We start from the raw sequence: 25,925 nt of genomic DNA on the forward strand, positions 1-25,925 counted from the left end.
CGGGCATTTGCCCTGCTGCACGTCCCTAGGCCCTGGTTCGCTGCGTCTGAACGCGGCTCGGTTGTTCTGTGAGCCCAGGCTAAAAGCCCACAGCATCTCAAACCGCGCGGGATTCTAGCAGCTTGTTACGATTCCCGTTAGAGCCGCGTTTGCAAGGCGTACAACAACTCCAGCGCCTGGCGGGGCGTCATGTCGTCGACTTTGACCTTCGACAGCTCTTCAAGGACCGGGTGCGGCAAACTTGCAAATAGATCGCTTTGCATGGGAATCGGCGGCTTGCCTGGTTTGGCTTTGGGCTGTTCATGCGGCAGGCTGGTGGTCTCCAGCCGTTGCAGATGCTCTTTCGCACGCCCGATGACTTTGGCAGGGACGCCCGCCAATTGCGCGACGGCAAGCCCGTAACTCTGGCTCGCCGGCCCCGGCAAGACGCGGTGAAGAAACACGATCCGCTCGTTGTGCTCAGTTGCATTGAGGTGAACGTTGGCGACCAGTGGCTCACTTTCAGGCAATACAGTGAGCTCGAAGTAGTGGGTCGCGAACAGGGTGTAAGCGCGCAGTTGCGCCAGACACTCCGCTGCTGCCCACGCCAGCGACAGGCCGTCAAAGGTGCTGGTGCCGCGTCCCACTTCGTCCATCAGCACCAGGCTTTTGTCGGTGGCGTTGTGCAGAATGTTGGCGGTTTCGCTCATTTCCACCATGAACGTCGACCGCCCGCCAGCAAGGTCATCGCTGGAGCCGATGCGGGTAAAGATCCGGTCGACCAGCGACAGCTCGCAGCTGGCAGCCGGCACATAGCTGCCGATATGCGCCAGCAGTACGATCAATGCGGTCTGGCGCATGTAGGTCGATTTACCGCCCATGTTCGGACCGGTGATGACCAGCATGCGCGTGTTGTCGTCCAGGGCCAGATCGTTGGCAACGAAGGGCGACGCAAGCACTTGCTCAACCACCGGATGGCGGCCTTGCTCGATGCGCAGACACGGTTCATCGACGAACCGTGGGCAGTTCAGGTCCAGATTCAGCGCGCGCTCGGCGAGATTGCTCAGCACATCCAGCTCGGCGAGAGCCGAAGCGGTGTCTTGCAGCGGTGCAAGGTGGCCAATCAGGTCTTCCAGCAGCGCTTCATAGAGCATCTTCTCGCGCGCCAAAGCCCGGCTCTTGGCTGACAACGCCTTGTCTTCGAACGCTTTCAGTTCCGGGGTGATAAAGCGCTCGGCGCCCTTGAGCGTCTGGCGCCGGATGTAATCGGCCGGCGCCTGTTCGGCTTGTTTGCTTGGCAGTTCGATGAAGTAGCCATGCACACGGTTGTAGCCCACTTTCAGATGCGACAGGCCAGTGCGCGCCTTCTCTCTGGCTTCAAGGTCGATCAGGAACTGGCCTGCGTTTTCGCTCAGCGATTGCAGTTCGTCCAGTTCGGCGTCGTAACCGGTTTTAAGCACACCGCCATCTCGGATAACGGCGGGTGGATTATCGTTGATTGCGCGTTGCAACAGATCCGCGAGTTCCGGGTAGGTGCTCGCGGTGAGTGCCAGCTGCTGTAAGTGCGGTGTATCCAGCTCTGTCATCGCCAGTTGCAGCTCAGGCAGAGCGCCCAGTGCATCACGCAGCCGTGCGAGGTCGCGGGGACGGGCGTTGCGCAAGCCGATCCGAGCAAGAATCCGCTCGATGTCGCCGATCTCTTTCAGCTGCGGCTGCAAGTGCTCGAAGCGGTAACGCTCCAGCAGGCAGGTGATCGATTGCTGGCGGGCCTGAAGTACGCTCAGGTCGCGCAATGGGCGATTGAGCCAGCGTGTAAGAAGACGTGTACCCATCGCGGTCTGACAGCGGTCCACCACCGATTGCAAGGTATTGTCGCGACCGCCAGACAGGTTGGTGTCCAGCTCAAGGTTACGTCGGCTTGCGCCATCCAGCACAACGGTGTCGTCCAGACGCTCGTGTCGCAGGCTGCGCAGGTGGGGCAGGGCCGTGCGCTGGGTTTCCTTGGCGTAACCCAGCAGGCAGCCCGCTGCGCCGATAGCCAGCGTCAGGTTTTCGCAACCGAAGCCTTTGAGGTCTTGGGTCGAAAACTGCTGACACAGGCTTTTGTGTGCGGAGTCGCGCTCAAAGTCCCAGGGAGCTCGGCGGCGCGAACCACGACGTTTCTCGGCAGGCAGACCCTGCGGCCAGTCATCAGGTATCAGCAACTCGACCGGATTGATCCGCTCCAGCTCTGCCAGCAGATTCTCCCAGCCCTTGATCTCAAGCACGCTGAAATTACCGCTGGTGATGTCCAGGACTGCCAGCCCGAAAAGGCGCTCATCGCCGAGCACGGCAGCGATGAGATTGTCACGGCGCTCGTCGAGTAGCGCCTCGTCGCTCACCGTTCCTGGCGTGATGATCCGTACGACCTGTCGGTCCACCGGGCCTTTGCTGGTAGCCGGATCGCCGATCTGCTCGCAGATCACAACCGACTCGCCGAGCTTGACCAGTTTCGCCAGGTAGCCTTCCGCCGCGTGATAAGGAATGCCACACATCGGGATGCTCTGACCCGCTGACTGACCGCGGGCCGTCAGGGTGATATCCAGCAGCTTGGCGGCTTTTTTTGCGTCTTCGTAGAAGATTTCGTAGAAGTCGCCCATGCGATAAAACATCAACTGGTCAGGATGCTGATTTTTCAGCTTCCAGTACTGTTGCATCATGGGCGTGTGTGCGGAGAGATCGGAAATTGCTTTATTCATCAGTGGCTTAGGCAAATTCGTTAGGAGATTGGGGCAAAGACGCGGCGCCCGACGGGAATACCACCTACGTGGGCCGTCGACATGTCCGATTGCTTTTGCGATGGGGGCAAGGTTACCACGCACGCTTGCGGGCCGCAGAGTCCGGTCAATCGTCACCCTTCATTTCAAATCGATATTTCCCGGGTGAACCTGTCTAGGCTGTCGACACCGCCATCGAATACCGTATGGCTCATATCAAAAGGACTTTGTATGAAAAGAAAACGTGCACGTGATTCGGCTAACGGCCGTTTCATTCCTCTGGAAGAGGCCAAGCGTCGCCCTAACGAAACTGTCGTTGAATCTGTCAGAAAACCCTGCCCTCAAAAACTTCGCACCCAAGAAGAAGAGCCTGCATAAGTGCGCTCCTCGCAATGGACAAGGGCGACTGTCAATCCGAGCCGTACACCAGGCTCTGCCTGGTGTACGGTATCGGGCTTACGCACACATACAGGCTCATACAGGAGCAACCTCGTGGATGAGATTACGCAATTGGCAACTGACCTGGGCAGGGCATTGCAGCGTAGTGACGCTCAGGTCGCGACTGCCGAGTCCTGCACTGGCGGTGGGATTGCTGAGGCAATCACCCGCATTGCCGGAAGCTCGGCATGGTTCGAGGCGGGCTATGTGACCTACTCCAACGCTCAAAAGACTCGTCAGCTAAACGTACCGAGTGATTTGTTTCAGTCCGTGGGTGCCGTCAGTCGGGAAGTGGTAGAAACCATGGTCCTTGGTGCGCTGGAAAAAAGCGGCGCTCGATTCGCCGTTGCCGTGAGCGGCATTGCCGGACCGGGCGGTGGCTCGCAAGACAAACCGGTAGGCACTGTATGGATTTGCTGGGGTTCAGGCGAACAACGGGTGTCCAGTCGCTGTCAGTTTGACGGTAACCGGGATGCAGTCCGTCACCAGACAGTGAAGGCTGCACTGGAGGGGCTCATAAAGCTGGCCTCCGGAAAAATAGCAGATCGGGGGTAGGCGAGCGTGAAACCCTGTGGAATAATACTGGCTACTTATACAGTTATATCGGCCGTCAGGCCCCAATTGATTACGTGAGGACTTCAATGGACGACAACAAGAAGAAAGCCTTGGCTGCGGCCTTGGGTCAGATCGAGCGTCAGTTCGGCAAAGGTGCCGTAATGCGCATGGGTGACCATGACCGCCAGGCTATTCCTTCTATCTCCACCGGTTCGCTGGGTCTCGATATCGCACTGGGTATCGGCGGCCTGCCAAAGGGCCGGATCGTTGAAATCTACGGTCCAGAGTCTTCCGGTAAAACCACGCTGACCCTGTCGGTGATCGCCGAGGCCCAGAAAATGGGCGCAACCTGCGCGTTCGTCGATGCGGAACACGCACTTGATCCTGAGTACGCACTCAAGCTGGGCGTCAACGTTGACGACCTGCTGGTGTCGCAACCAGACACAGGCGAGCAAGCGCTTGAAATCACCGATATGCTGGTGCGCTCAAACGCGATCGACGTCATCGTTGTCGACTCCGTGGCTGCGCTGGTGCCGAAGGCTGAAATCGAAGGCGAAATGGGCGACATGCACGTCGGCCTGCAAGCCCGACTGATGTCCCAGGCCTTGCGCAAAATCACCGGTAATATCAAAAACGCCAACTGCCTGGTTATTTTCATCAACCAGATCCGTATGAAGATCGGTGTAATGTTCGGCAGCCCGGAAACCACCACCGGTGGTAACGCGCTGAAGTTCTACGCCTCGGTCCGTCTGGATATCCGTCGCACTGGCGCGGTTAAAGAGGGTGATGAAGTCGTCGGCAGCGAGACCCGCGTCAAAGTCGTGAAGAATAAGGTTGCTCCGCCGTTCCGTCAGGCAGAGTTCCAGATCCTCTACGGCAAGGGCATTTACCGTAACGGCGAAATCATCGACCTGGGTGTTCTGCACGGTTTCCTGGAGAAATCAGGCGCCTGGTACAGCTATCAGGGCAGCAAGATCGGTCAGGGCAAGGCGAACTCCGCCAAGTTCCTTCAGGACAATCCGGAAATCGGCGCCACAGTCGAGAAACAAATCCGCGAAAAACTGCTGACTGCAGCGCCTGATGTAAAAGCTCAATCGACCCGTCTCCCTCAGGACAATCTGGCTGAAGTAGAAGACGCCGACATCTGATCAGATTATGTCGGTACTACTCGATACGCCTGTCGCCATAAGGCGCACTGCAATGGACCTGCTCGCACGTCGCGAGCATGGTCGAGTCGAGCTGACGCGCAAGCTGCGTCAGCGAGGCGCCCCCCCTGAACTTATCGAAGCCGCCCTCGACCGTTTAACGGAAGAGGGTTTGCTTTCTGAATCGCGTTATCTCGAAAGCTTCGTCTCCTACCGTGCTCGTTCAGGCTACGGCCCTTCGCGCATACGTGAAGAGCTAGGCCAGCGCGGCTTGCAGCGGGCCGACATCGAGCTTGCATTGAAAGAATGCGGCATCGACTGGCGAGAGAAGCTGGAAGAGACCTGGCAGCGCAAGTTTTCCGGACAATTACCCATTGATGCCCGTGAGCGTGCCAAGCAAGGACGTTTTCTGATGTATCGAGGTTATTCTCCGGAAATGGTCGGCCGCTTGCTAAGCGGCCGTAGCCTGGATGATTGAGGCAAGCGTGCACGCTTGCCCTCTATCAACGGCTTACGTTTCCTGCAGCGGCTGGCGTGTTTGAACGCTGGCAGTCTTAGAAGCAGTTACCCAGTTTTCACTCAGGTTGATGTAATTCACCAACTCTCTGATTCGGCCCTGATTGCGGCCGTTGAAGCTGAAGGCGAGACGCGTGAGGTGGCTGAATTGTGCATCGTCATGCTCCTCACCCGAATACACGTGCTGATGAAAGTCATCGTTCAAGCGCAGGTCGGCAAAAGCGTCTTGCATATAAGCCAATGCATTCTCGTTCAACGCGTGGCGCATGCGGATGACAAACTTTTTCTTCAGCCACCGGGTTGAGTGGAAGTTACGATAAAACTGATTGATCTCATCGACCGCTTCATCCGCGCTATAGACCAGCTTCAGCAGATTCATGTCAGCCGCGAGGATGTAGTGATTACCCTCCAGCTCCTCCCGAATGAAGTTCAGCGCGCCTTGCCAGAATGTACCGCCGGGTGCGTCCAGTAAAACGATGGGCACCAGTGGGCTCTTACCGGTCTGGATCAGCGTAAGCACTTCAAGGGCTTCATCCAGCGTGCCGAAGCCGCCAGGACACAGGACGAGTGCGTCCGCTTCCTTGACGAAGAACAGTTTGCGGGTAAAGAAAAAGTGGAAAGGCAGCAGGTTTTCGGTGCCATCAACGGTTGCGTTTGCGTGCTGTTCAAACGGCAATGTGATGTTGAAGCCCAGACTGTAGTCCAGCCCTGCGCCTTCGTGAGCGGCTGCCATGATGCCGCCACCACCGCCAGTGATTACCATCAGTTCCGAAGCAGCAAGCTTGGCGCCAAGCTCACGCGCCAGTGCGTATACCGGGTGTTCGCGCGGGGTACGGGCTGAACCGAAGACCGTCACCTTGCGCCGACCTTTGAATGAGTCGAGCACCCGGAACGCGTTTTCGAGTTCTCGCAGCGCTTGCAGTGTGATCTTGGCGTTCCAGCGATTGCGGTCGTCTTGGGCCATGCGCAAAACGGTCAGCACCATGTCGCGATACAGTGCGGCATTCGGGCTGTCTGGCGCCACGACGCCGATTTGTTCCTCGACCTGACTCAAGAGGTCAGCGGCGTCTCGCTGGAAGTGGCGAGATAAAACATCGTTAGGTTCATAAGGCATTAAAGCGATCTCCTTGTGCAGAATCATCGACCCTTCCTCTTCGAGAGGGTCGCGACGCATCATGCATCGCTGCGGACAGTCCTATGAGCAAGGCTGGTTCGGATGAACTGATTCATTCATCCACATTGATTCTGCCTCTGTCCTGGGTTTAAGAAAAACGTGGTCGATGATGTGCTCATCCGGTGAGCGCTGGCAACTGGCCGAAGCATGAATCATGTGTTGTCAGGTTTCAGGGCGCGGCAGGCGCTTGAAAGGAGGAGACAGGTCTTTGCTGAGCAGAGGCGATGAGGCGGGGAAGGTGCGGATGCTTCGGCTGAAGCTCTTGGCGAACTGCACGATGGGTCAAACGAAAGCCTGACGGGGATCGGGCAGCTCAGCCAATAGAACGTATTACTTCTTGGCAGGCTTCGCGGCGCAGTCGGCAGCGGTGAAGACCTGACTGGTGATCGGACGGTTGGTCTTGTACTCGGAGAATTGATACTTGAGCGTTGCGCCTTTAGCCATCAATTGACGATACCCCGTGTTGTGGCAAACGCTGTTACCGAGCTGGCTGCGCACTGAGTCCGGATCAGAGCGCATTTGCTGCGCCTGGCCTGCTTGCACGCTCAGGTGGTTGATCAGCTCTTTACCGTTAACGGTGTAGCCTTGGTCAAGAATGTCTTCGTTGATCGCGCGTGGCGTACCGACGCTGCTTTCCTTCGCAACTTTTTCCAGCATTTTGCTCAGTTCGAAATCCTGCTTGGACGCCGCTTGGGCGCACAGCGGAGCGACGAGTAAAAGCGTGAGGGTAGGGGCGATGAGGCGCAGCATTAAATTCTCCTGGTTCAGTGAATGGGCGTTGGACCCACCATAGGTGCATGCGTTCACTGGCGGCAATTGTGCTTTTGAGGCGCGCCAGTATAGGTGAGTCGCTGCGCCACACACCAGCCGGTGCGAAGGTTCTGATAGAATCCGGCGACTTTTCCCCTTGGGTTTTCACGCGTCGATGCACCTCCTTTTCTTGATGAACAACCCGCTGAGCCTGCCGCAATGAGCCACGCCGTTTCCCGCCTCCGTGACGAGCGTCTGGCTCGCAGCACCAAGCCATTTGTTGCCAGAGGATCGCGCGCGCCTCGCTGTGCTGGTTGTCGTGTGATCGACAGTTATTGTCTGTGCGCCTGGAAACCCAAGGTCGATGCCGCCTCCGCAGTGTGCCTGCTGATGTACGACACCGAGCCGCTGAAACCTACCAATACGGGCTGGTTGATTGCGGACGTGATCGAAGACACCCAAGCGTTTGGCTGGTCGCGTACGGACGTTGACCCGCAACTGCTGGCATCGCTCGCAGACCCGCAGTGGCAGCCTTATATTGTGTTTCCGGGGGAGTTCGTGGTGCCGGAGCGCGTAGTCACAGAAGTGAAGGTCGAGCCTGGAAAGCGCCCGCTGTTCATCTTGCTGGACGCCACCTGGACCGAAGCGCGAAAGATGTTTCGCAAGAGCCCGTACCTCAACCATCTGCCAGTGTTGAGTCTGGAGCCGGAGCAGATTTCACGCTATCGGCTGCGTCGCTCCAGGCGCGATGACCATTTCTGTACTGCGGAGGTCGCAGCGCTGTGTCTTGAATTGGCGGACGATCAGGTCGCTGCGGGTGTTCTCGATGCCTATCTGGACGTGTTCAGCGCACATTATCTTGGTGCAAAGTACCAGCGGCCGGTCAATCCGGATGACGCATCACACACCCATCTCAAGGCTTTTCTGTAAGCGCGGCGGGAGTCGCGACCAGCTCACCGTGTTTGCGCGGCCACAGCTGCGCCAGCAACATGCCCGCCAGCATTAACGCACAGCCCAGATAACCGCGTAATTGCAGCGACTCACCCAGCAGCCAAGCGCCCGCGATTGCCGCAAACACCGCTTCCATTGAAAAGATAATGGCGGCGTGGGAGGCAATGGCGTCTTTCTGCGCCACCACTTGCAGGGTGTAGCCGATGCCGACCGCCACGATGCCGCCATAAAGCAGGGCGGGCAGGGCGTCTGTGATAGAGGGCAGGTCAATGGGTTCGAGGCAGAGCGCCAGCACCATGCTGACCACCGAGCAAGTGACGAACTGCAGAAATGCGAGACGGATAGGGTCATGACGACTGGCAAACACGCCTACCAACACGACATGCCCGCCCCACACAAAAGCACCGATCAGTTGCAGCCAGTCCCCTGATGCCACTTGGAAATTGTCGCCCACGCTGAGCAGAAACATCCCGATCACTGCCAGCACGCAACCGATCCAGATGCCGGCCCCGGTTTTGTGCCCCAGCATCAATCCCAGAAGCGGGACTACAATCACATACAGCCCGGTGATGAAGCCGGAGTTGGTGACGCTGGTAAACAGCAGGCCAACCTGTTGAAGATTGATGCCCAGCGCCAGCACGACTCCCATGATGATCCCGCCCCGCAACAGGCCTGGGGAGAACAAGGATTCCGGCGCCTGGCCTTGGGCAGGACGACGCAGCACCAGCGGCAAAAGGCATAGGGACCCCAAGGCAAAGCGAAGTCCGGAAAACAGATAAGGCCCGATGTGATTCATGCCGGCGGTCTGTGCGACGAAGCCGGAACCCCAGATGATCGCCGTGAGAAGCATCAGTAAATCGGCGCGCAAGGCGTGTTTTCTCATCAGACAGCTCGGCGAGTAACGGGGCGCAGACTTTGCCGCAAACGGCCGAACTTGACCACCCCGGATTCGCTGGGCATCCTTGGCGCCGCATGAATGCTTGAACGCCTTGTTCTGTGTGCTTTGGCGTTAAATGCGCCTGGTTGGCGCACTGTGTATGTGTTGGCATTTTAGGATGTCACCGCGGGGGCCGAATCCGTCAGCGCTCGCTAAAAAAAACAGGATCATGAAATGACCTACGAAATCCTGATCGCCGATGACCATCCTCTTTTCCGAAGTGCCTTGCACCAGGCCTTGACGTTGGGGCTGGGTCCGGATGCACGTCTGGTTGAGGCCGAAAGCATCGCCCAGCTGGAGGCTCGCCTGAGCGAAAAGTCTGACTGGGACCTGGTGTTGCTCGATTTGAACATGCCTGGCGCCTATGGATTTTCAGGATTGGTGCTGCTGCGCGGCCAATATCCACAGGTTCCCGTGGTGATGGTTTCGGCGCAGGAAGAGGCTTCAGTGGTGGTGCGCTCCAGGGAGTTCGGCGCCAGCGGTTTCATTCCCAAGTCCAGTTCGCTGGAGACCATTCAGCAAGCGGTACGGCTGGTGCTGGACGGCGACGTCTGGTGGCCGCCGCAAGTGAATGAAACGATCAGCGTTTCAGCCGAGGCCAAGGCAGCCAGCGAAGGTCTGGCCAGTCTGACGCCTCAGCAGTTTCGCGTTCTGACCATGGTCTGCGAAGGCTTGCTGAATAAGCAGATTGCTTATGAGTTGAGCGTGTCGGAAGCGACCATCAAGGCCCACGTCACGGCGATCTTCCGCAAGTTGAACGTGCGTACGCGCACCCAGGCCGCGTTGTTGCTGCAACAATTGGAATCGATTTCCCCCAACTGACGTGCTCGAAATCGAACGTTTTCAGGGTCTTCAGCGTTCAGTCTTCACACTTTTTTGACTGCCGTCGGACTAGCCTCCCCCGTCCTAATTATCAGTAGCCTTATCTATGTCGTCGCCCTTCAAAGGCCAAACCGGTCTCAAACGTATCCTCAATGCATCGGGCTACTCGCTCGATGGCCTGACTGCTGCTTTCAAGGGTGAGGCAGCGTTCCGTCAATTGGTCCTGCTCAACGTCATTTTGATCCCCTTGTCGTTTCTGTTTCATGTCAGCCGTGTCGAACGGGCCCTGTTGATAGCCGTGTGTCTGCTTGCGTTGATCGTCGAATTGCTTAACTCGGCCATCGAAGCGGCGATTGATCGCATCTCGCTGGACCGCCACCCGCTGTCGAAGAACGCCAAAGATATGGGCAGCGCGGCTCAGTTTGTGGCGCTGACCATGATCGCCGTGGTGTGGGCGCTGATCCTGCTGGGTTGATCAGGCAATGCTGGGCAGCACGATCTCATCACTGCGGCGCACACCCGCAGTGAATGAGCGGCACAAATCGAGAAACTCACGAATCGCTGACGTCTGGTACTTCTGCTTGTGCCAGATGAAGTAGAACTGCCGCACCAGATCAATATCCGGCGTTTCGACCGCCACCAGACTTCCGCGTCGGAACGCATCGCGCAAAGCCAGGCGTGAAATACAGCCAATTCCCAGCCCTGACTCGACGGCATGCTTTATGGCTTCGGTGTGCTCCAGTTCCAGACGCACGTTCAGTCTGTTCAAGTGATGGCGCATGGCTTGATCAAACGTCAGCCGGGTGCCAGAACCTTGCTCACGCAGGATCCACGCTTCTCGGGTCAGCTCTTCGAGGGTCGCCTGGCCGCGTTTGGCCAGCGGGTGCTGGGGCGCGCAGAACACCACCAGTTCGTCTTCAACCCAGGTTTGCACCTCGATGTCTGGATGGCTGCAGTCGCCTTCGATTAACCCGAGGTCAATTTCGTAATGTGCTACCTGCTGAACAATGTTGGCGGTGTTCTGCACGTGCAGTTTCACTTGGCTTTCGGGGTGACGCTGCATGAAGCTGCCGATCAGCAGCGTGGCGAGGTAATTACCGATGGTCAGGGTGGCGCCGACCGCCAGCGAGCCGAAGCCTGACTTGCCATTGAGCAAGTCCTCGATCTCTTTGGCTTGATCGAGCAGGGCGACGGCTTGTGGCAGCAGCTGGCGACCGGTCGCATTGAGGCTCAGCCGTTTGCCTGCCCGGTCAAATAGCTGGCAGCTAGACTGACGCTCCAGCTCGGTGATCGACGTACTGGCTGCCGATTGCGAAAGTGAAAGCAGTACGGCAGCACGGGAAACGCTTTCCTGCTGCGCGACGGCGACGAAGACTTGAAGTTGACGAAGAGTAAATCGCATATCTATATAACCGATAACCCATATCTTAATAATTCAGTTAACAGATATTGTGTCTGCCACTAGAATGTCGTGCAACGGCGCATTCACCGGCGCAGGCAATATTTCAGGAGTTCCCACGTACCATGAGCAACATGAATCACGAGCGTGTCCTCAGCGTCCACCACTGGAACGACACGCTCTTCAGTTTCAAGTGCACCCGTGATCCAGGTCTGCGCTTCGAGAACGGTCAGTTCGTGATGATCGGTCTGCAGCAGCCTAACGGGCGCCCGCTCATGCGTGCCTACTCGATCGCCAGCCCTAACTGGGAAGAGCATCTGGAGTTCTTCAGCATCAAGGTGCCGGATGGCCCGCTGACTTCGCAACTCCAGCACCTGAAGGAAGGCGACGAGATCATCATCAGCAAAAAGCCTACGGGCACGCTGGTTCTGGATGACCTCAAGCCGGGCAAACATCTTTACCTGCTCAGCACCGGTACAGGCCTTGCGCCGTTCATGAGCGTGATTCAAGACCCTGAAACGTACGAGCGTTTCGAGAAAGTCATCCTGTGCCACGGTGTGCGTTACGTGAACGAGGTCGCTTACCGCGAGTTCATCACCGAACATCTGCCGCAAAACGAATTCTTCGGCGAGTCCCTGCGCGACAAGCTGATTTACTACCCGACCGTGACGCGTGAGCCGTTCGAAAACGTAGGCCGCCTGACCGACCTGATGCGCAGCGGCAAGCTGTTCAGCGACATTGGTCTGCCGCCCATTAATCCGCAGGATGACCGCGCCATGTTGTGCGGCAGTCCAAGCATGCTCGATGAGACCAGCGAAGTGCTCAACAGCTTCGGCCTGACCGTTTCGCCGCGGATGCGCGAGCCAGGTGATTACCTGATCGAGCGAGCGTTCGTAGAGAAGTAACTGAAGACTGACCGGCTGTGACAGCGGCCATTGGCTACGGCCCTTTCGCGGGCAAGTCTGCTGCCTCGGGAACTGAAATCCCTTTGGCAGCGACTTGTCCGCGAATAAGTCAGTACAGGCACTGGTCATTTCAGGGTCTGAAGAAAACCGCCTGGAGGTCACGGACCAGGCGGTTTTTTTGTGGGCGACGGTGTCTTGGGTTATCCGCTCAGTCGGTTGCCATCAGGACTTCAAGCACCTGAATCAGCCCGGCTTGGGGATAGTGCCAGCGCACATCCACGTCCCAGAACTGCGCGCCGTAGCGACGCTCGGGCGTAGGTCTCTGATAGGCCGGACGCGGGTCCTGCGCGAGACATTGCTCGATCAGCTCAATCAGCGGCTCAGCCAGGCGCAGGCCGTGGTCACGGGCCTGCACAAGGGCTTCTTCGTCCCACTGCACCGCAATCAACATCGGTGCAGCGCTGGCCATGGTGTTTCTCGCCTCCGGGATGATGTCCGCGTAAGGCACGTATGGCTTGATATCCAGCACCGGCGTGCCATCCAGCAGGTCGATGCCTGACAACCACAGTCGCCCGGCTTCGACCTTGTCCAGCTTGACCACGGATTGACCGATGCCATTGGGTCGGTGTGTTGCACGCGTCGAAAATACGCCCATGGATTGATTGCCGCCCAGACGTGGCGGGCGGACTTTCAATCGCGGTTTTTCTTCCAGCGCCTGATGAAACAAAAACAGCAGCCAGACATGACTGACTTGTTCGAGCCCCTGAACGGCATCGCCATTGTCGAACGGTGCGACCAGCTCAAGCACGCCCCGGGCGGCCGGAGCCAATTGGGGCTGACGGGGGATGGCGAACTTTTCCTTGAAACAGGAGCGAACGTAGCCGACGGGGGAGACGTTGAAGGTGTCAGTCATCTCGGGCTCGGATCGGTCAGCCGCGTACGCGCAGGGTCAGGCCCTTGAGGAAGTTGCGCAGCAGTTGATCGCCACAGGCGCGGTAGTTGTTATGACCGAACTTGCGAAACAGCGCGCTCAGTTCAGGCTTGGAGACCGGAAATTCAGAGGCCTTGAGAATGGCGTGCATGTCTTCTTCCTTGAGTTCGAAGGCGACACGCAACTTTTTCAGGACAGTATTGTTGGTCATCGGCAGCTCGGTCGGCACCGCAGGACGGCTTTCGTCCTTGCCACGCTTGAAGTAAACCAGGCCGTCGAGGAAGTGCGCCATGATTTCATCGCTGCACGGCTCGTAGCCTTCTTCTTCGTCTTTTTTGGTGAAGGCGATGACGTCCGCCTTGCTCACCTCGTAACCGCCGAGCTTGATGATGTCCACCACTTTGGCGTCGCTGATATCAAGCATGTAGCGAACGCTACGCAGTACATCGTTGTTCATCATGGTGCTGGGGTCCTGATCAATCGGATGGAGCGGCGCGGTGAGTCCGCGCGGCGCTGAAGGGGAGGCAGAAGCCTAGAACTTTTCTTTGTCGGTCATGTAGCGCCACTGGCCTTCAGGCACCTTGCCAATCGACACGCCGCCCACGCGAATCCTGCGCACCGAGACCACTTTCAGGCCGACTGCTTCGCACAGTTGCGCGACAACGCCGGGCTGCGGGTTTTTCAGGGCGAAGCGCAAACGGGTTTCGTTCTGCCAGCTGGCCTTGACCTTCGCCAGCTCTTTGCCTTTATAGGTCATGCCGTGATTGAGGCGGTTGAGGCCATGGGCGACCATATCGCCAGACACTTCGACCACGTATTCCTGCTCGATCTTGCTGCGGTCATCGGTCAGCTTGCGCAGGATTTTCCAGTCCTGGCTGAAGATCATCAGGCCGCTGGCGTTGGCCTGCATGGTCGAGATCGGCTCCAGTCGCAAAAAGTGCCCTTTGAGCGGGCGCTTGCTGAAGCTGTGATCCGCCGACAGGGTGCCCGGCGCGATCAGGTTCAGTGCGACGTCGTCGGCCATGCCCGCAGGCTTGTTCAGCAAGATCGTCACCGGCTCCGGCGCATCGGCCTTGACTTCAGGGCTCAGCTCGACTTTCTGGTTGTCGACCTTGAACTGCGGCTCTTCAATGACCTGGCCATCAACGGTGACCCAGCCGCCTTCGATGAACAGTTCAGCCTCCCGACGGGAGCAGCCCACCAGTTCAATCAGGCGTTTGGAAAGGCGAATGGGGTCAGTCATGAGAAAAGCCGTTACAAAGAGGAAAGGCGGCCATTGTACCCGTGCAAGCACCGTTAATCGCGGCAACATTGAAAATGCACTGCAGATGGGCGTCCATTCGGGGGCTTTTTTCATGGGAGCAGGGCGGACAACTGTGCTCTGATGCTCATCTCAGACACTTCAGACCCCGGAGTCCGGACATGACCACGTGGCTTCCCGCGATGCTTTTTGCTGTCAGCTTGCCGTTGATGGCGGCTCAGACACCCACTTACGGCCCGCAACTCGGGGGCTTTCAGTACCCTTACCCGGCGCAGAACTTCAGCTTTGAATCCCAAGGCAAACAGGTGCAGATGGGCTACATGGACATCAAACCGACCGGTGAAGCCAATGGTCGCAGCGTGGTGATGTTGCACGGCAAGAACTTCTGCGGCGCGACTTGGGAAGGCAGCATCAAGGCACTGAGCGCCGCCGGGTATCGCGTGGTAGCGCCGGATCAGATCGGGTTTTGCCGTTCAAGCAAGCCTGCCGATTATCAATACAGCTTCGAGCAACTGGCGCAAAACACTCATGCGCTGCTGGCAAACCTGGGCATCGAACATGTTGCGGTAGTCGGGCATTCCATGGGCGGCATGCTCGCGACGCGTTATGCCCTGATGTACCCGGATCAGGTCGATCAGTTGTTGCTGGTCAACCCGATTGGCCTGGAAGACTGGAAGGCCAAAGGTGTGCCTGATCGCAGTTTCGATGACTGGTACGCACGTGAGCTGAAGACCAATGCCGAAAGCATCCGCAAGTATCAGCAATCGACCTACTACGCCAACCAATGGCGGCCGGAGTTTGATCATTGGGTCGACATGCAGGCCGGTATGTTCAACGGCAAAGGCAAGGAGGAGGTCGCCAGGGCGTCAGCGCTGACGTACGGCATGATCTTCAATCAGCCGGTGTTCTATGACTTTGAAAAGCTGAAAGTGCCGACCGTGTTGTTTATCGGTCAGAAGGACAACACTGCGATTGCCAAAGACGCTGCGCCGCAAGCATTGCGCAAAGAGCTCGGCAATTACCCGGAATTGGGCAAGGCTGTCGCCAGGCGCATCCCTGACGCCACGTTGGTGGAGTTTGCAGGGCTTGGCCATGCGCCACAGATTCAAGATCCGGAGCAGTTCAATCGGGTTTTGCTCGGTAGCCTGAAGCGCTGAACCCGATGCTCAGTCGCGCGTGACTTCAGTGGGGCGTTCGCATCCGTAGTTTCATTTGCAGCATCGGATATGGACGCCCCAGCCCATCGAGTTCTGCACGTCCCGCGACTTCAAATCCCTGGCTGATATAAAAGCCCAGGGCTTGCAGGTTTTGCTCGTTGACGTCCAGTTCAGTGATATCGAATTGCTCAATGGCGTAGTTCAGCAACCTTTTACCTAATCCTTGCCCACGGCACTGCGGGGCAATGAACAGCATTTCCAGCTTGCCCGGCGTCGTGCCCGCAAAGCCTTTTATGTTGAGGTGGGTGTCGCGCAGGCAGAACAGATTGACGGCATCAAGGTACTGGGTCAGCAGCAGTCTTTTCAGCAGTGCAATGTAGTCATCGGGAAGGAAGTCGTGGGTGGCGCGGACTGATTCTTCCCACAGCCGTGCGAGCTCTGCGTAGTCATACGTTTTGGGCAGATAAATGACCGAATCGTGAGGCATGGTGCCTGTCCTCCCATCGCAGCGACGGCCTTCATATCACGATAGCCAAAAACCGCAAACCCCGCCGTTTGACGGGCGGGGCTTGTTGATGATGCCGTTGCTGCGAGGCGTCCTGATCAGGCGATCAGATCGTTTCAGCCCACAGATCGTATTCATCGGCATCGATCACGCGGCACATGACCTTGTCGCCCGGCTTGAGGTCCTTGTCGCTTTCAACAAACACGCTGCCGTCGATTTCCGGCGCATCGAAGAAGCAGCGGCCGACAAAGCCCTGTTCGTCGACTTCATCGATCAGGACTTCGATTTCCTTGCCGATCTTCATTTGCAGGCGTGCAGCACTGATGGCCTGCTGGTGCGCCATGAAGCGGTCCCAGCGGTCTTGCTTCACATCGTCCGGGACGATGGCTGCGTCCAGCAGATTGGCGGGCGCGCCCTCGACCGGGGAGTACTGGAAGCAGCCGACACGGTCGAGTTGCGCTTCTGTCAGCCAGTCCAGCAGGTATTGGAAGTCTTCTTCGGTTTCGCCCGGGAAGCCGACGATGAACGTCGAGCGGATGACCAGATCGGGACACTGTTCGCGCCAGTTCTTGATGCGTGCCAGGGTCTTGTCTTCGAAAGCCGGGCGCTTCATCAGCTTGAGGATCTTCGGGCTCGCGTGCTGGAAGGGGATGTCCAGATACGGGAGGATTTTCCCGGCGGCCATCAACGGGATGATTTCGTCCACGTGCGGATACGGATACACGTAGTGCAAACGCACCCAGACACCCAGTGAGCTAAGCGCCTGACACAGCTCGGTCATGCGCGTGCGCACAGGGGCGCCGTTCCAGAAGCCGGTGCGGTATTTGATGTCGACGCCGTAAGCGCTGGTGTCCTGAGAGATCACCAGCAGCTCTTTCACGCCGGCTTTGACCAAACGCTGTGCTTCGTCGAGCACATCGCCCACCGGACGGCTGACGAGCTTGCCGCGCATGGACGGGATGATGCAGAAGCTGCAACTGTGGTTGCAGCCTTCGGAAATCTTCAGGTACGCGTAATGGCGTGGGGTCAGCTTGACACCTTGGGGCGGTACCAGATCGATCAACGGGTTGTGGTTGAGATTCGGTGGCGCGGCGTCATGCACGGCGTTGACCACTTGCTCGTATTGCTGCGGCCCGGTGACGGCCAGCACGCTGGGGTGAACCTTACGGATAACGCTTTCATCGACGCCCATGCAGCCGGTCACGATGACCTTGCCGTTTTCCGCCAGCGCTTCGCCGATCACTTCCAGCGATTCAGCCTTGGCGCTGTCAATGAAGCCGCATGTATTGACGACTACGACATCCGCGTCTTCGTAGGTCGGTACCACTTGGTAGCCTTCCATACGCAGTTGCGTGAGGATGCGCTCTGAATCGACCAAAGCCTTCGGGCAGCCCAGGCTGACGAAGCCAACCTTGGGGGCGGCGGGAGTGGTAACGATGGACATGACTAACCTCGGCGTTGTGTGCCCAGGCTATTGGCCGAGACACTGACTGGGCGCTTGCTGCGCCTCTGATCAAAAAGTGCGCAATTCTAGCGATGAGTCGTGAGATTGACCAGCGTTATACGGAGAATTAAGACGAGTGCTGCGCTATGCTTCGGCGTGTTGCACCTACCGCGCAGGCTGTGGGCGGCATCTGAATTTTAAGATAGGGCGCTGGTCAATCTCACAACGTGCTATCGCAGCGCTCGAGTCACAGTTTCAGGAGTGGTAAATGGGTCATGCAAGCAGTTCGGCAGAAGCCGGGCATCAGTCAGCCAAGCCATTGGGTTTGTTGGTGGCAGCTGTCGGTGTGGTGTACGGCGACATCGGCACCAGTCCACTCTATACGCTCAAAGAGGTGTTCAACGGCAACTACGGTGTGCAGGTCAGTCATGACGGCGTGCTGGGTATCCTGTCGCTGATCTTCTGGTCTTTGATCTGGGTGGTTTCGATCAAGTACATGGCGTTCGTGCTGCGTGCCGATAACCAGGGCGAGGGCGGCATCATGGCCCTGACAGCGCTGGCCCGCCGCGCAACGGCCAAGTATCCCAGGCTGCAAGCGGTGATGATCGTATTCGGTCTGTTTGGCGCTGCGTTGTTTTACGGCGACAGCATGATCACTCCGGCGATTTCGGTGTTGTCGGCGATAGAAGGCATGGAGCTGGCGTTCGACGGCATTGAACACTGGGTGGTGCCTATCGCGCTGGTGGTCCTGGTCGGGCTGTTCCTCATTCAGCGCCACGGCACCGCGCGTATAGGCATCCTGTTCGGGCCTGTCATGGTGACCTGGTTCCTGGTGCTGGGCGTGTTGGGCGTCTATGGGATTCTTCAGCAGCCCGAGGTGATGCACTCGGTCAACCCGATGTGGGCGGTGCGTTTCTTTATCGTGCATCCGGGGATCGGTGTGGCGATTCTCGGCGCTGTGGTGCTCGCGCTGACAGGTGCCGAAGCGTTGTATGCGGACATGGGCCATTTCGGCCGCAAGCCGATTTCCCGCGCATGGTTTGCACTGGTGCTGCCCGCGCTGGTGCTGAACTACTTCGGCCAGGGCGCGCTGGTATTGCAAGACCCTGAGGCAGTGCGCAACCCGTTCTACCTGCTGGCGCCGAGTTGGGCGCTGCTGCCGCTGATCGCGCTCTCCACGCTGGCCACCGTGATCGCCTCGCAGGCGGTCATTTCCGGTGCGTTCTCGATGACCCTGCAAGCCATCCAGTTGGGTTACATCCCGCGTATGTTCATTCAGCACACGTCCAGTGCTGAGCAGGGCCAGATCTACATCGGCGCGGTGAACTGGGCGCTGATGGTCGGCGTGATTCTGCTGGTCCTCGGTTTTGAGTCCTCCGGCGCCCTGGCGTCTGCTTACGGGGTAGCCGTGACAGGCACCATGCTTTGCACGACGATTCTGGTGTCGGCCGTCATGTTGCTGCTGTGGAAGTGGCCGCCTTTGCTGGCGGTGCCGATTCTGGTGGTGTGCCTGTTGGTGGACGGTCTGTTCTTCGCGGCTAACGTGCCGAAGATATTACAGGGCGGGGCGTTTCCGTTTATCGCCGGTATCGTGTTGTTTATCCTGATGACGACCTGGAAGCGCGGCAAGCAGTTGCTGGTGGAGCGTATCGATGAAGGCGGTCTGCCCTTGCCGATTTTCATCAGCAGTATTCGTGTGCAGCCTCCCCATCGAGTGCAGGGTACTGCAGTGTTTCTGACGGCCCGGCCTGATGCTGTGCCTCACGCGTTGTTGCATAACCTGCTGCATAACCAAGTGTTGCATGAGCAGGTGGTGCTGTTGACAGTGGTGTACGAGGACTCTCCAAGAGTGCCCGCGTCTGAGCGCTTTGAGGTCGAGGCCTACGGCGAAGGGTTTTTCCGCGTCATCTTGCACTTTGGCTTCATCGACGAGCCGGACGTGCCGGCTGCCCTTAAGCTGTGCCATTTGCCTGAGCTTGATTTCAGTCCGATGCGTACCACCTATTTCCTCAGCCGCGAAACGGTGGTGTCGTCCAAGCTGGAAGGCATGGCGCGCTGGCGAGAAGGGTTGTTTGCGTTCATGTTGAAGAACGCCAACGGCAACCTGCGGTTCTTCAAGTTGCCGTTCAACCGGGTGATCGAGCTGGGCACGCAGGTCGAGATGTAGCGGCAGCCGAGCGGCCTGCACAAGTGCTTGTCGTTCCCTGATAGCCCATAAAAAAATCCCCGCAGTCTGACGAGTGCGGGGATTTTTTATGGCTGGACGATTACCGCCTACTGAGCGGCCGTCTTGCCTTGACGCTTGTTGATGGCGTCGATCAGACGCTTGGCCAAAGCAGGGTAGTTCTCATCAAAGTGGTGGCCGCCAGGCAATTGCAGTTTCTCACCGGGCGCGGTGGCTTCGGTGCATCCGCTTTCGTCCTTCTCCTCGATGCCGTAGACGCACAGTACTTTCTCGGCGGGCAGCTTGGCCATCTCAGGACCAGTAGCCGCTTCCTTGCCCGCAGCCCCCAGCCATCCCTCTACTGCGATTTCGAAGCTGCCAGTGCGTGCGAACGCCAGCAGGACGATTGCATCCACGCGGTTCTGATCGTCGGCATCGAGACGGTTGTAGATAGCCGGCAAAACGTCGGCCCCAAACGAGTAACCCATCAGAATGAACCGCTTGGTGCCCCACTTCTGCCGGTAATGCCCCATGAGGTCAGCAAGGTCGGTCGCGGTCTGTTCCGGCGATTTGTGTTCCCAGTAGTAGCGCAGCGTATCGATGCCCACGGTCGGATAGCCGACTTTCGCCATTTCGCCTGCAACGTCCTTATCAAGGTCGCGCCAACCGCCGTCGCCGGACAGAAACAACGTTACGGTGTCGGAAGTCTGGCCGGCAGGCACTTCAACTACCGGAATGCGCAGGCCACCATCGTCATCGCTGCCACCGACTAACTGGTGGCGCAGTTCGGTGTTCAGGACTTGCGGCAATTTGATGTCGTAGTCGCTGATGCTGGTCTCGGCATTGGGTTGATCCCGTACGAACTTGGCGCTGGTATCGTCAGGCGCGTCGTTCCAGGCAGCCAGCCAGTGGCCGTGGGCAGCCGATTGCGGCAGATTGTCGTGGCAGCCCGGATCTTCAATGTTGAAGCCGACCGAGATGGCACTGGCCTTGTCATCAGTCTGTTCTGTGAGCCAGCGCCAGGCCAGGATCGAGCCTGGACCTATCCCCGCCACGAGGGTGGCGGGTTTGTCGAGTTTGCCAAGGGCTTGCCTGAACGTCTGTTCCTGCAAAGCGCAGTCTTCCTTGGGCAGCACCACCTGAATGATCTGAGCCGAAGCGTCGCGGCTCAATGCCAGGATTTGCTTCTCGCTCAGAGCATCGTCAGCGGTCACCGCCAGCGCAACTTGAGTCTTGGGGCTCGAGGGCGGTGTGGCGCGGATCAATGCCACGCCGTTGTCCAGTTTGAGGTTTTCCAGCGTGGCTTGCGGGACAGGGCGATTCCACATCCAGGCTGCCAGTGCAACGGCCAGAATAATCAGGCCGGCAAGCCAAAACCGCCAGTAGCGTCGAATCATCAGCGTTTCACCAATCCAGTCAGGCCGCCTGCAATCAGGGCAGCGGTGTCAGCCAGTGCAACCAGCGGATCAAGTCCGGCGGGCACGGCCATGTAGCGAGGTTCCCAGTCAGGCTGGAACTTGTCTTTGAAGCGGCGCAGGCCCTGGAAGTTGTAGAGCTGCTCGCCGCGGCTGAACACCATAGAGCCCAGACGCTGCGTTAAAGGCGCGCCGCGTCGTGGCTGCAAACCGGACAACGGCACCATGCCGAGGCTGAAACGCCCGTAACCTTCTTTTTTGTAGTGCAGGATCAAGCCAACCATCATGAATTCCATGGTCAGCTTTGGCGCTTCGGGGTGCGCTCGCATCAGATCGAGGCTTGCCAGATCGTGCCTTGAGGTTTCCAGCAGGTTCGAAAACGCCACCGGCTTGCCTTCGAAATGAATGATCGCGATGCGAAAGTGTTTCAGATACTCGGTGCTGAACCGGCCCAGAGAAAAGCCTTTTTCACGCACGTTCTTGCCAGTCAGCCAGGCATCGGAAATGATCTTGAGCTCATCGAGCGGCGCTTGCCCAACCTCATAGATCTCCAGTGACAGACCGTCTCGACCCCCGCGATTCCAGGTGTAGCGCAGGTCTTTCATCTCTTTGCCCTTGGCCTCGATGTCGAACTTGTGCAAGTCGACCCGGGCCTCTTCGCCCAGTTTTATCGCGGTCAGGCCGATGTCCATGTAGAACGGCAGGTTCTCGGCGCGCACCTGGTAGAACACAGGGCGTGCGTGGTGGACGTCGCAGAGGTCGCGGAATTGCCAGATCAGCTCGGCGCGCTGTTGCGTCGGACCGATAGGGTCATACAGTGCAACCAGACTGCGGCCACGGTGTGCATACATCAGGAATGCGTTGCCATCGGGGTGCATCAACACTGCTTTGTCGCCGGTGAGCACCAAGCCCCCGTCGGGCTGGTTGGAGGCGTTGATGATCTCGGCTGCTTTCGACAGCTCAGCCGCGTCAGGCAGGTGAATGACCGGGCGCGCAGTGCGCAGCAGCCAGGTCAACGACACGATTACCAACAGCACTGCACTGCCCAGCGCCGATCGCAGGCCGCGCGGAGCGTCTGCGTCCAGCGTGAACTGCCACCAGAGTTGATGGCTGTAAGGGACGTCCTGGTAGGCGAACAGCAGCAACCAGAGAGAAGCCCCCAGCACGCATAACGTGGCGACCAGATACAGCGGCGAAAACGGCAGCTCAAGCAGGCGGCTAGGGCGGTAGAAAGAGCGGCGAAAGATCGCCAACAGGCATGCTGTCAGTAAGAGCATGCTGGCTTCTTCCCAGTCGAAACCCTTGAGAATCGACAGTACCGAACCGACGAAAAGCAAGATCGTCGTCAGCATCCACGCCGCAGAAAGACGTCGACGCAGCCCTTGCGCCAACAACAGGCACAGCACACCAATCAGGCTTGCGCCAAAGTGCGAAGCGTCGATAAGGCGATGGGGGATCAGGAAGCCCAGGCTTTCCAGGCGTGTATCGATTTCAGGCGTCGCGCCGGAAAACAGCAGGACAACACCCGATAGAAATACCAGCAAAGCGAGAACCGGTGCGCCCAGGCCCGAGGCCACGCGAATGGCCTGCTGGGCGAAGATCAGCCGTTTGGCCTCGCTGTACAACAGCACGAGGCATGCCACCAGCAGCGGCAGCACCACGTAGATTAATCGATACAGCAATAGGGCTGCCGCCAGCGGAGCAGCGCCAAGCTCGTCGGCGAATGCGGCCAGCAGAATGGCTTCGAAGACGCCGACACCGCCAGGGACGTGGCTGAGGACACCCGCCGCCAGTGCGAGCAAGTAGACCAGCAGGAAGGCGCCGAACGGTGGGGCGGACGGCAGCAGCATATAAAGCACTACGGCAGCGGCTGCCACGTCGAGTGCGGTGATCACCAGCTGCATCAGGGTCAGGCGAAGGCCTGGCAGGCGGAGGGTTCTACGACCCGCGCGCACCAGCAAATTATGTGGCAGGGTTTGCTCGGGCAGGCGGCGGCGGTAAACCGCAAAGCCCAGCAACGCGCTCAGCGCCAGAATGATCACGGAAACGGTCGCCAGTACCGGCACTGATAAATGCAGTGCAAGCGAAGCAGAAGGCAGATCGCTCAGCGTCGCCAGTGCAGCGAGTGGCGGCAACGCGCAACCCAGCGACAGGCTGGCAAAGAGCGTCATGCGCGCAACTTCTCCAGCGCCCAGGCCATGCCGGGAGTACAGCCGGTAGCGCACAGAACCGCCAGACAGCATCGACAGGCCCACTGCGTTACCGATGGCAAACGCACAGAATCCGCCCATGATCAGCGTCTTCTTGGGTAAATCCACATTGGCGTAGCGGCTTGCTGACCATTCATAGCCAAGCAAAATAATGAAGCCAACGACGGTTGCGGCGACAGCACCGATCAGGGAAGGCGCAGGCACGCTGAGCAAAGAATCCTGCAAAGCGTAAATGTCCAGCTCGGTGAGCATGTGTCGACAGGCAATCAACGCCACGGCAAACAGGAAGATGGTGACGACCAGCCCGATGGACTGACGATTTTTGCTCAGTAGATCGAGCAGGCGCGAGCGGGCAGGGGGCGGCGTTGGGTGAGCCGTTACTGCTTCAGCGTTGTTATCGGACGAGTTGGCGCGCATCAATCACTCCTTGGATCGTGCGCGACAGGATGGAGGTATACAGCCAAGTTACCAATCCCTTCGCAAAAATTAATTCGGGATGTTAGCGCTTCAGCGGCTAACGGGCGACTAAGGCAGGCACGTTTCGGTAGCCATTCAGTCTAGGTTCAGCTGATGATTACCCTATCGGCACAAAGAGCAAAAACTATCGCATTGCGGTGAATACACCTGCAAGTGATGAGAAATCAATCGTCTGTCGTCGTGAGACAGCCCAATCCGTAAGCTGTTCGGGCTTTTCGCTTGGGCAAAAAAAAGGCCACTCTTTCGAGTAGCCTTTCTTTTTTTGCGTTGGTTGCGGGAGCCGGATTTGAACCGACGACCTTCGGGTTATGAGCCCGACGAGCTACCAGACTGCTCCATCCCGCGTCTGTGTGGCGGCATTCTACAGCCGAACGCGAGTGTGTCAACCTTTAAAGCGGAATCTCGACAAATTAGCCGCTTTCGAGGTATTGGCTCAGCTAAGTGCTGGCCTCGCAAAGGCTTTCTCTCGGAGGTGCTCATGAGCGGACATCGGCGACTTTGCTGCATTGGCTGGTATATAGAAAGCGCAGCGCCGGTCCGAGCGAGGAGAGAAAAACAGTCGCGCACAAAAAAGGCCACTCTTTCGAGTAGCCTTTTTTGATGTTTGGTTGCGGGAGCCGGATTTGAACCGACGACCTTCGGGTTATGAGCCCGACGAGCTACCAGACTGCTCCATCCCGCGTCTGTGTGGCGGCATTCTACAGAGGAACGCAGGGCTGTCAACCGTTGTGTATGAGAAAAGTGCTTTTTGTTCAATTGGTTAGCGCGCTGCCTGAGGTCTGACACGCGGTGCGAGCCCTGTTACGCGGGCGTATGCACCACATTTCGCTCACTGAGCCTAGCGTTTGGGTAATAGCATTTCAGGCATTTCCTACAGGAGCTCTGCACGAGGAGTGCGACATCCTGGTGTGAATGAGATACTGCGCCATCTTTCTTTGTACGACTGCACGTTATGCCGCAGCGCAAAATCATCCACGTCGACTGTGATTGCTTCTACGCCGCCATCGAGATGCGCGACGACCCCAGGCTTGCGGGCAAGCCGCTGGCAGTCGGTGGATCAGCGGACCGGCGTGGGGTAATTGCGACCTGCAACTATGAAGCCCGCGCCTACGGCGTTCGCTCCGCCATGTCCTCGCGCCATGCGCTGACGCTGTGCCCAGATCTGACTATCGTCAAGCCCCGCTTCGATGCTTATAAAGAAGCATCGAAGGAGATCCATGTGATTTTCCGTGAATACACGGACTTGATTGAGCCCCTGTCGCTGGACGAGGCCTATCTGGATGTTTCCGACAGCGAGCACTTCGCAGGCAGTGCCACGCGGATAGCCCAAGACATCCGCCGACGCGTGTCCAATCAGCTGCACATCACTGTCTCGGCTGGTGTGGCGCCGAACAAGTTTCTGGCGAAAATCGCCAGTGACTGGAAAAAGCCCAATGGGCTGTTCGTGATAACGCCAGATCAAGTGGAAGCCTTCGTCGCGGACCTGCCTGTGTCGAAGCTGCACGGTGTGGGAAAGGTCACGGCCGACAAGCTGGGCAAGCAAGGGATACTCACGTGCGCAGATTTGCGTCAGTGGAACAAGTTGGCGCTGGTGCGTGAGTTTGGTTCATTTGGCGAACGATTGTGGAACCTTGCGCACGGCGTTGATGATCGTCCAGTGCAAAACGACAGCCGTCGACAATCGGTCAGTGTTGAAAATACCTACGACACCGATCTGCCGGACCTGGCCAGTTGTGTGGACAAGCTTCCAGCATTGATCGAGACGCTATCTGGCCGTATCGAGCGAATCGACACCCAATATCGGCCCGGCAAACCGTTCGTGAAGGTGAAGTTTCATGACTTCACACAAACTACGCTGGAACAGGCGGGGGCGAGGTGGGATCTGGAAAGCTATACGCAACTGCTGACTCAGGCATTCGCACGCGGCAGCAAACCAGTGCGTTTATTAGGGGTGGGCGTACGTTTGCATGATTTGCGCAGTGCTCATGAACAGCTGGAGCTGTTTTCGTATTGAGCCCTTCAACAGCAAAGCTC

General features: G+C 58.1%; 22 protein-coding genes and 2 tRNA genes. 10 read left to right on the top strand and 14 right to left on the bottom strand.

Annotation, left to right across the window (positions count from 1 at the left end; genetic code table 11):
- Positions 1-137 precede the first annotated feature (137 nt).
- Positions 138-2,705 (bottom strand): DNA mismatch repair protein MutS, encoded by a 2,568-nt coding sequence (gene mutS / locus OYW20_RS06760; protein ID WP_268801069.1) that lies wholly within the window; start codon positions 2,703-2,705, stop codon positions 138-140.
- Between the two features lie 522 nt (positions 2,706-3,227).
- Between mutS and OYW20_RS06765 the strand changes: the two genes are divergently transcribed.
- The 3 genes from OYW20_RS06765 to recX all read left to right on the top strand — a co-directional run bounded on the left by OYW20_RS06765 (position 3,228) and on the right by recX (position 5,351).
- Entirely contained in the window at positions 3,228-3,728 is a 501-nt protein-coding gene (locus OYW20_RS06765) for a CinA family protein (RefSeq protein WP_268799940.1), read from the top strand.
- Positions 3,729-3,814: 86 nt separating this feature from the next.
- Entirely contained in the window at positions 3,815-4,876 is a 1,062-nt protein-coding gene (recA, locus tag OYW20_RS06770; protein ID WP_268799941.1) for a recombinase RecA, read from the top strand.
- A 7-nt stretch (positions 4,877-4,883) separates the two neighbouring features.
- Positions 4,884-5,351 (top strand): recombination regulator RecX, encoded by a 468-nt coding sequence (gene recX / locus OYW20_RS06775; RefSeq protein ID WP_268799942.1) that lies wholly within the window; start codon positions 4,884-4,886, stop codon positions 5,349-5,351.
- Positions 5,352-5,384: 33 nt separating this feature from the next.
- Here recX and OYW20_RS06780 read toward each other — a convergent pair whose 3' ends face one another.
- Positions 5,385-6,503 (bottom strand): LOG family protein, encoded by a 1,119-nt coding sequence (locus OYW20_RS06780; protein ID WP_268799943.1) that lies wholly within the window; start codon positions 6,501-6,503, stop codon positions 5,385-5,387.
- A gap of 390 nt (positions 6,504-6,893) precedes the next feature.
- Entirely contained in the window at positions 6,894-7,313 is a 420-nt protein-coding gene (locus OYW20_RS06785; protein WP_268799944.1) for a quorum-sensing-regulated virulence factor family protein, read from the bottom strand.
- Between the two features lie 219 nt (positions 7,314-7,532).
- On the opposite strand from OYW20_RS06785, the gene OYW20_RS06790 reads away from it, so the two are divergent.
- Positions 7,533-8,243, top strand: coding sequence for a tRNA-uridine aminocarboxypropyltransferase (locus OYW20_RS06790; protein WP_268799945.1), 711 nt, complete (start codon positions 7,533-7,535; stop codon positions 8,241-8,243).
- Here the strand turns inward: OYW20_RS06790 and OYW20_RS06795 are convergent.
- Complete coding sequence (locus OYW20_RS06795) at positions 8,227-9,147, bottom strand: DMT family transporter (protein ID WP_268799946.1); 921 nt, start codon at positions 9,145-9,147, stop codon at positions 8,227-8,229. The genes OYW20_RS06790 and OYW20_RS06795 overlap by 17 nt on opposite strands.
- Positions 9,148-9,375: 228 nt before the next feature.
- Between OYW20_RS06795 and erdR the strand changes: the two genes are divergently transcribed.
- Entirely contained in the window at positions 9,376-10,023 is a 648-nt protein-coding gene (erdR, locus tag OYW20_RS06800) for a response regulator transcription factor ErdR (protein WP_268799947.1), read from the top strand.
- A gap of 106 nt (positions 10,024-10,129) precedes the next feature.
- Complete coding sequence (locus OYW20_RS06805; RefSeq protein ID WP_268799948.1) at positions 10,130-10,498, top strand: diacylglycerol kinase; 369 nt, start codon at positions 10,130-10,132, stop codon at positions 10,496-10,498.
- On the opposite strand, the gene OYW20_RS06810 is transcribed toward OYW20_RS06805, so the two are convergent.
- On the bottom strand, positions 10,499-11,425 hold the full coding sequence (locus tag OYW20_RS06810) for a LysR family transcriptional regulator (RefSeq protein ID WP_268799949.1): 927 nt from the start codon (positions 11,423-11,425) through the stop codon (positions 10,499-10,501).
- A gap of 122 nt (positions 11,426-11,547) precedes the next feature.
- Here OYW20_RS06810 and fpr point away from each other — a divergent pair, with 122 nt between their 5' ends.
- A complete protein-coding gene (gene fpr, locus OYW20_RS06815; RefSeq protein WP_268799950.1) occupies positions 11,548-12,327 on the top strand; it encodes a ferredoxin-NADP reductase in 780 nt (259 codons plus the stop codon).
- 208 nt (positions 12,328-12,535) lie between these two features.
- On the opposite strand, the gene tsaA is transcribed toward fpr, so the two are convergent.
- The 3 genes from tsaA to OYW20_RS06830 all read right to left on the bottom strand — a co-directional run bounded on the left by tsaA (position 12,536) and on the right by OYW20_RS06830 (position 14,501).
- Positions 12,536-13,240, bottom strand: a complete 705-nt coding sequence (gene tsaA / locus OYW20_RS06820; protein WP_268799951.1) for a tRNA (N6-threonylcarbamoyladenosine(37)-N6)-methyltransferase TrmO — start codon at positions 13,238-13,240, stop codon at positions 12,536-12,538.
- Between the two features lie 16 nt (positions 13,241-13,256).
- Positions 13,257-13,718, bottom strand: a complete 462-nt coding sequence (locus OYW20_RS06825; RefSeq protein ID WP_268799952.1) for a YehS family protein — start codon at positions 13,716-13,718, stop codon at positions 13,257-13,259.
- Between the two features lie 72 nt (positions 13,719-13,790).
- Positions 13,791-14,501 (bottom strand): rRNA pseudouridine synthase, encoded by a 711-nt coding sequence (locus OYW20_RS06830; protein ID WP_268799953.1) that lies wholly within the window; start codon positions 14,499-14,501, stop codon positions 13,791-13,793.
- A gap of 179 nt (positions 14,502-14,680) precedes the next feature.
- Between OYW20_RS06830 and OYW20_RS06835 the strand changes: the two genes are divergently transcribed.
- A complete protein-coding gene (locus tag OYW20_RS06835; RefSeq protein WP_268799954.1) occupies positions 14,681-15,676 on the top strand; it encodes an alpha/beta fold hydrolase in 996 nt (331 codons plus the stop codon).
- A gap of 25 nt (positions 15,677-15,701) precedes the next feature.
- Here the strand turns inward: OYW20_RS06835 and OYW20_RS06840 are convergent, their stop codons facing one another.
- Both OYW20_RS06840 and rimO read right to left on the bottom strand, forming a co-directional pair.
- Positions 15,702-16,163, bottom strand: a complete 462-nt coding sequence (locus OYW20_RS06840) for a GNAT family N-acetyltransferase (RefSeq protein WP_268799955.1) — start codon at positions 16,161-16,163, stop codon at positions 15,702-15,704.
- A gap of 124 nt (positions 16,164-16,287) precedes the next feature.
- A complete protein-coding gene (rimO, locus tag OYW20_RS06845; protein WP_268799956.1) occupies positions 16,288-17,625 on the bottom strand; it encodes a 30S ribosomal protein S12 methylthiotransferase RimO in 1,338 nt (445 codons plus the stop codon).
- 268 nt (positions 17,626-17,893) lie between these two features.
- Between rimO and OYW20_RS06850 the strand changes: the two genes are divergently transcribed.
- Positions 17,894-19,792 (top strand): potassium transporter Kup, encoded by a 1,899-nt coding sequence (locus OYW20_RS06850; RefSeq protein ID WP_268799957.1) that lies wholly within the window; start codon positions 17,894-17,896, stop codon positions 19,790-19,792.
- Between the two features lie 107 nt (positions 19,793-19,899).
- Here OYW20_RS06850 and OYW20_RS06855 read toward each other — a convergent pair whose 3' ends face one another.
- The 4 genes from OYW20_RS06855 to OYW20_RS06870 all read right to left on the bottom strand — a co-directional run bounded on the left by OYW20_RS06855 (position 19,900) and on the right by OYW20_RS06870 (position 24,573).
- Complete coding sequence (locus OYW20_RS06855; RefSeq protein ID WP_268799958.1) at positions 19,900-21,186, bottom strand: virulence factor family protein; 1,287 nt, start codon at positions 21,184-21,186, stop codon at positions 19,900-19,902.
- A complete protein-coding gene (gene mprF, locus OYW20_RS06860) occupies positions 21,186-23,831 on the bottom strand; it encodes a bifunctional lysylphosphatidylglycerol flippase/synthetase MprF (RefSeq protein WP_268799959.1) in 2,646 nt (881 codons plus the stop codon). Before mprF ends, OYW20_RS06855 begins: the two co-directional genes overlap by 1 nt.
- A gap of 328 nt (positions 23,832-24,159) precedes the next feature.
- Positions 24,160-24,236: transfer RNA gene (locus tag OYW20_RS06865), tRNA-Met, on the bottom strand.
- 260 nt (positions 24,237-24,496) lie between these two features.
- Positions 24,497-24,573 (bottom strand) — tRNA-Met (locus OYW20_RS06870).
- 270 nt (positions 24,574-24,843) lie between these two features.
- On the opposite strand from OYW20_RS06870, the gene dinB reads away from it, so the two are divergent.
- Entirely contained in the window at positions 24,844-25,905 is a 1,062-nt protein-coding gene (gene dinB, locus OYW20_RS06875) for a DNA polymerase IV (RefSeq protein ID WP_268799961.1), read from the top strand.
- Positions 25,906-25,925 lie beyond the last annotated feature (20 nt).

The organism is Pseudomonas sp. BSw22131 (genome assembly GCF_026810445.1).
GTDB classification, from domain to species: Bacteria; Pseudomonadota; Gammaproteobacteria; order Pseudomonadales; family Pseudomonadaceae; genus Aquipseudomonas; species Aquipseudomonas huanghezhanensis.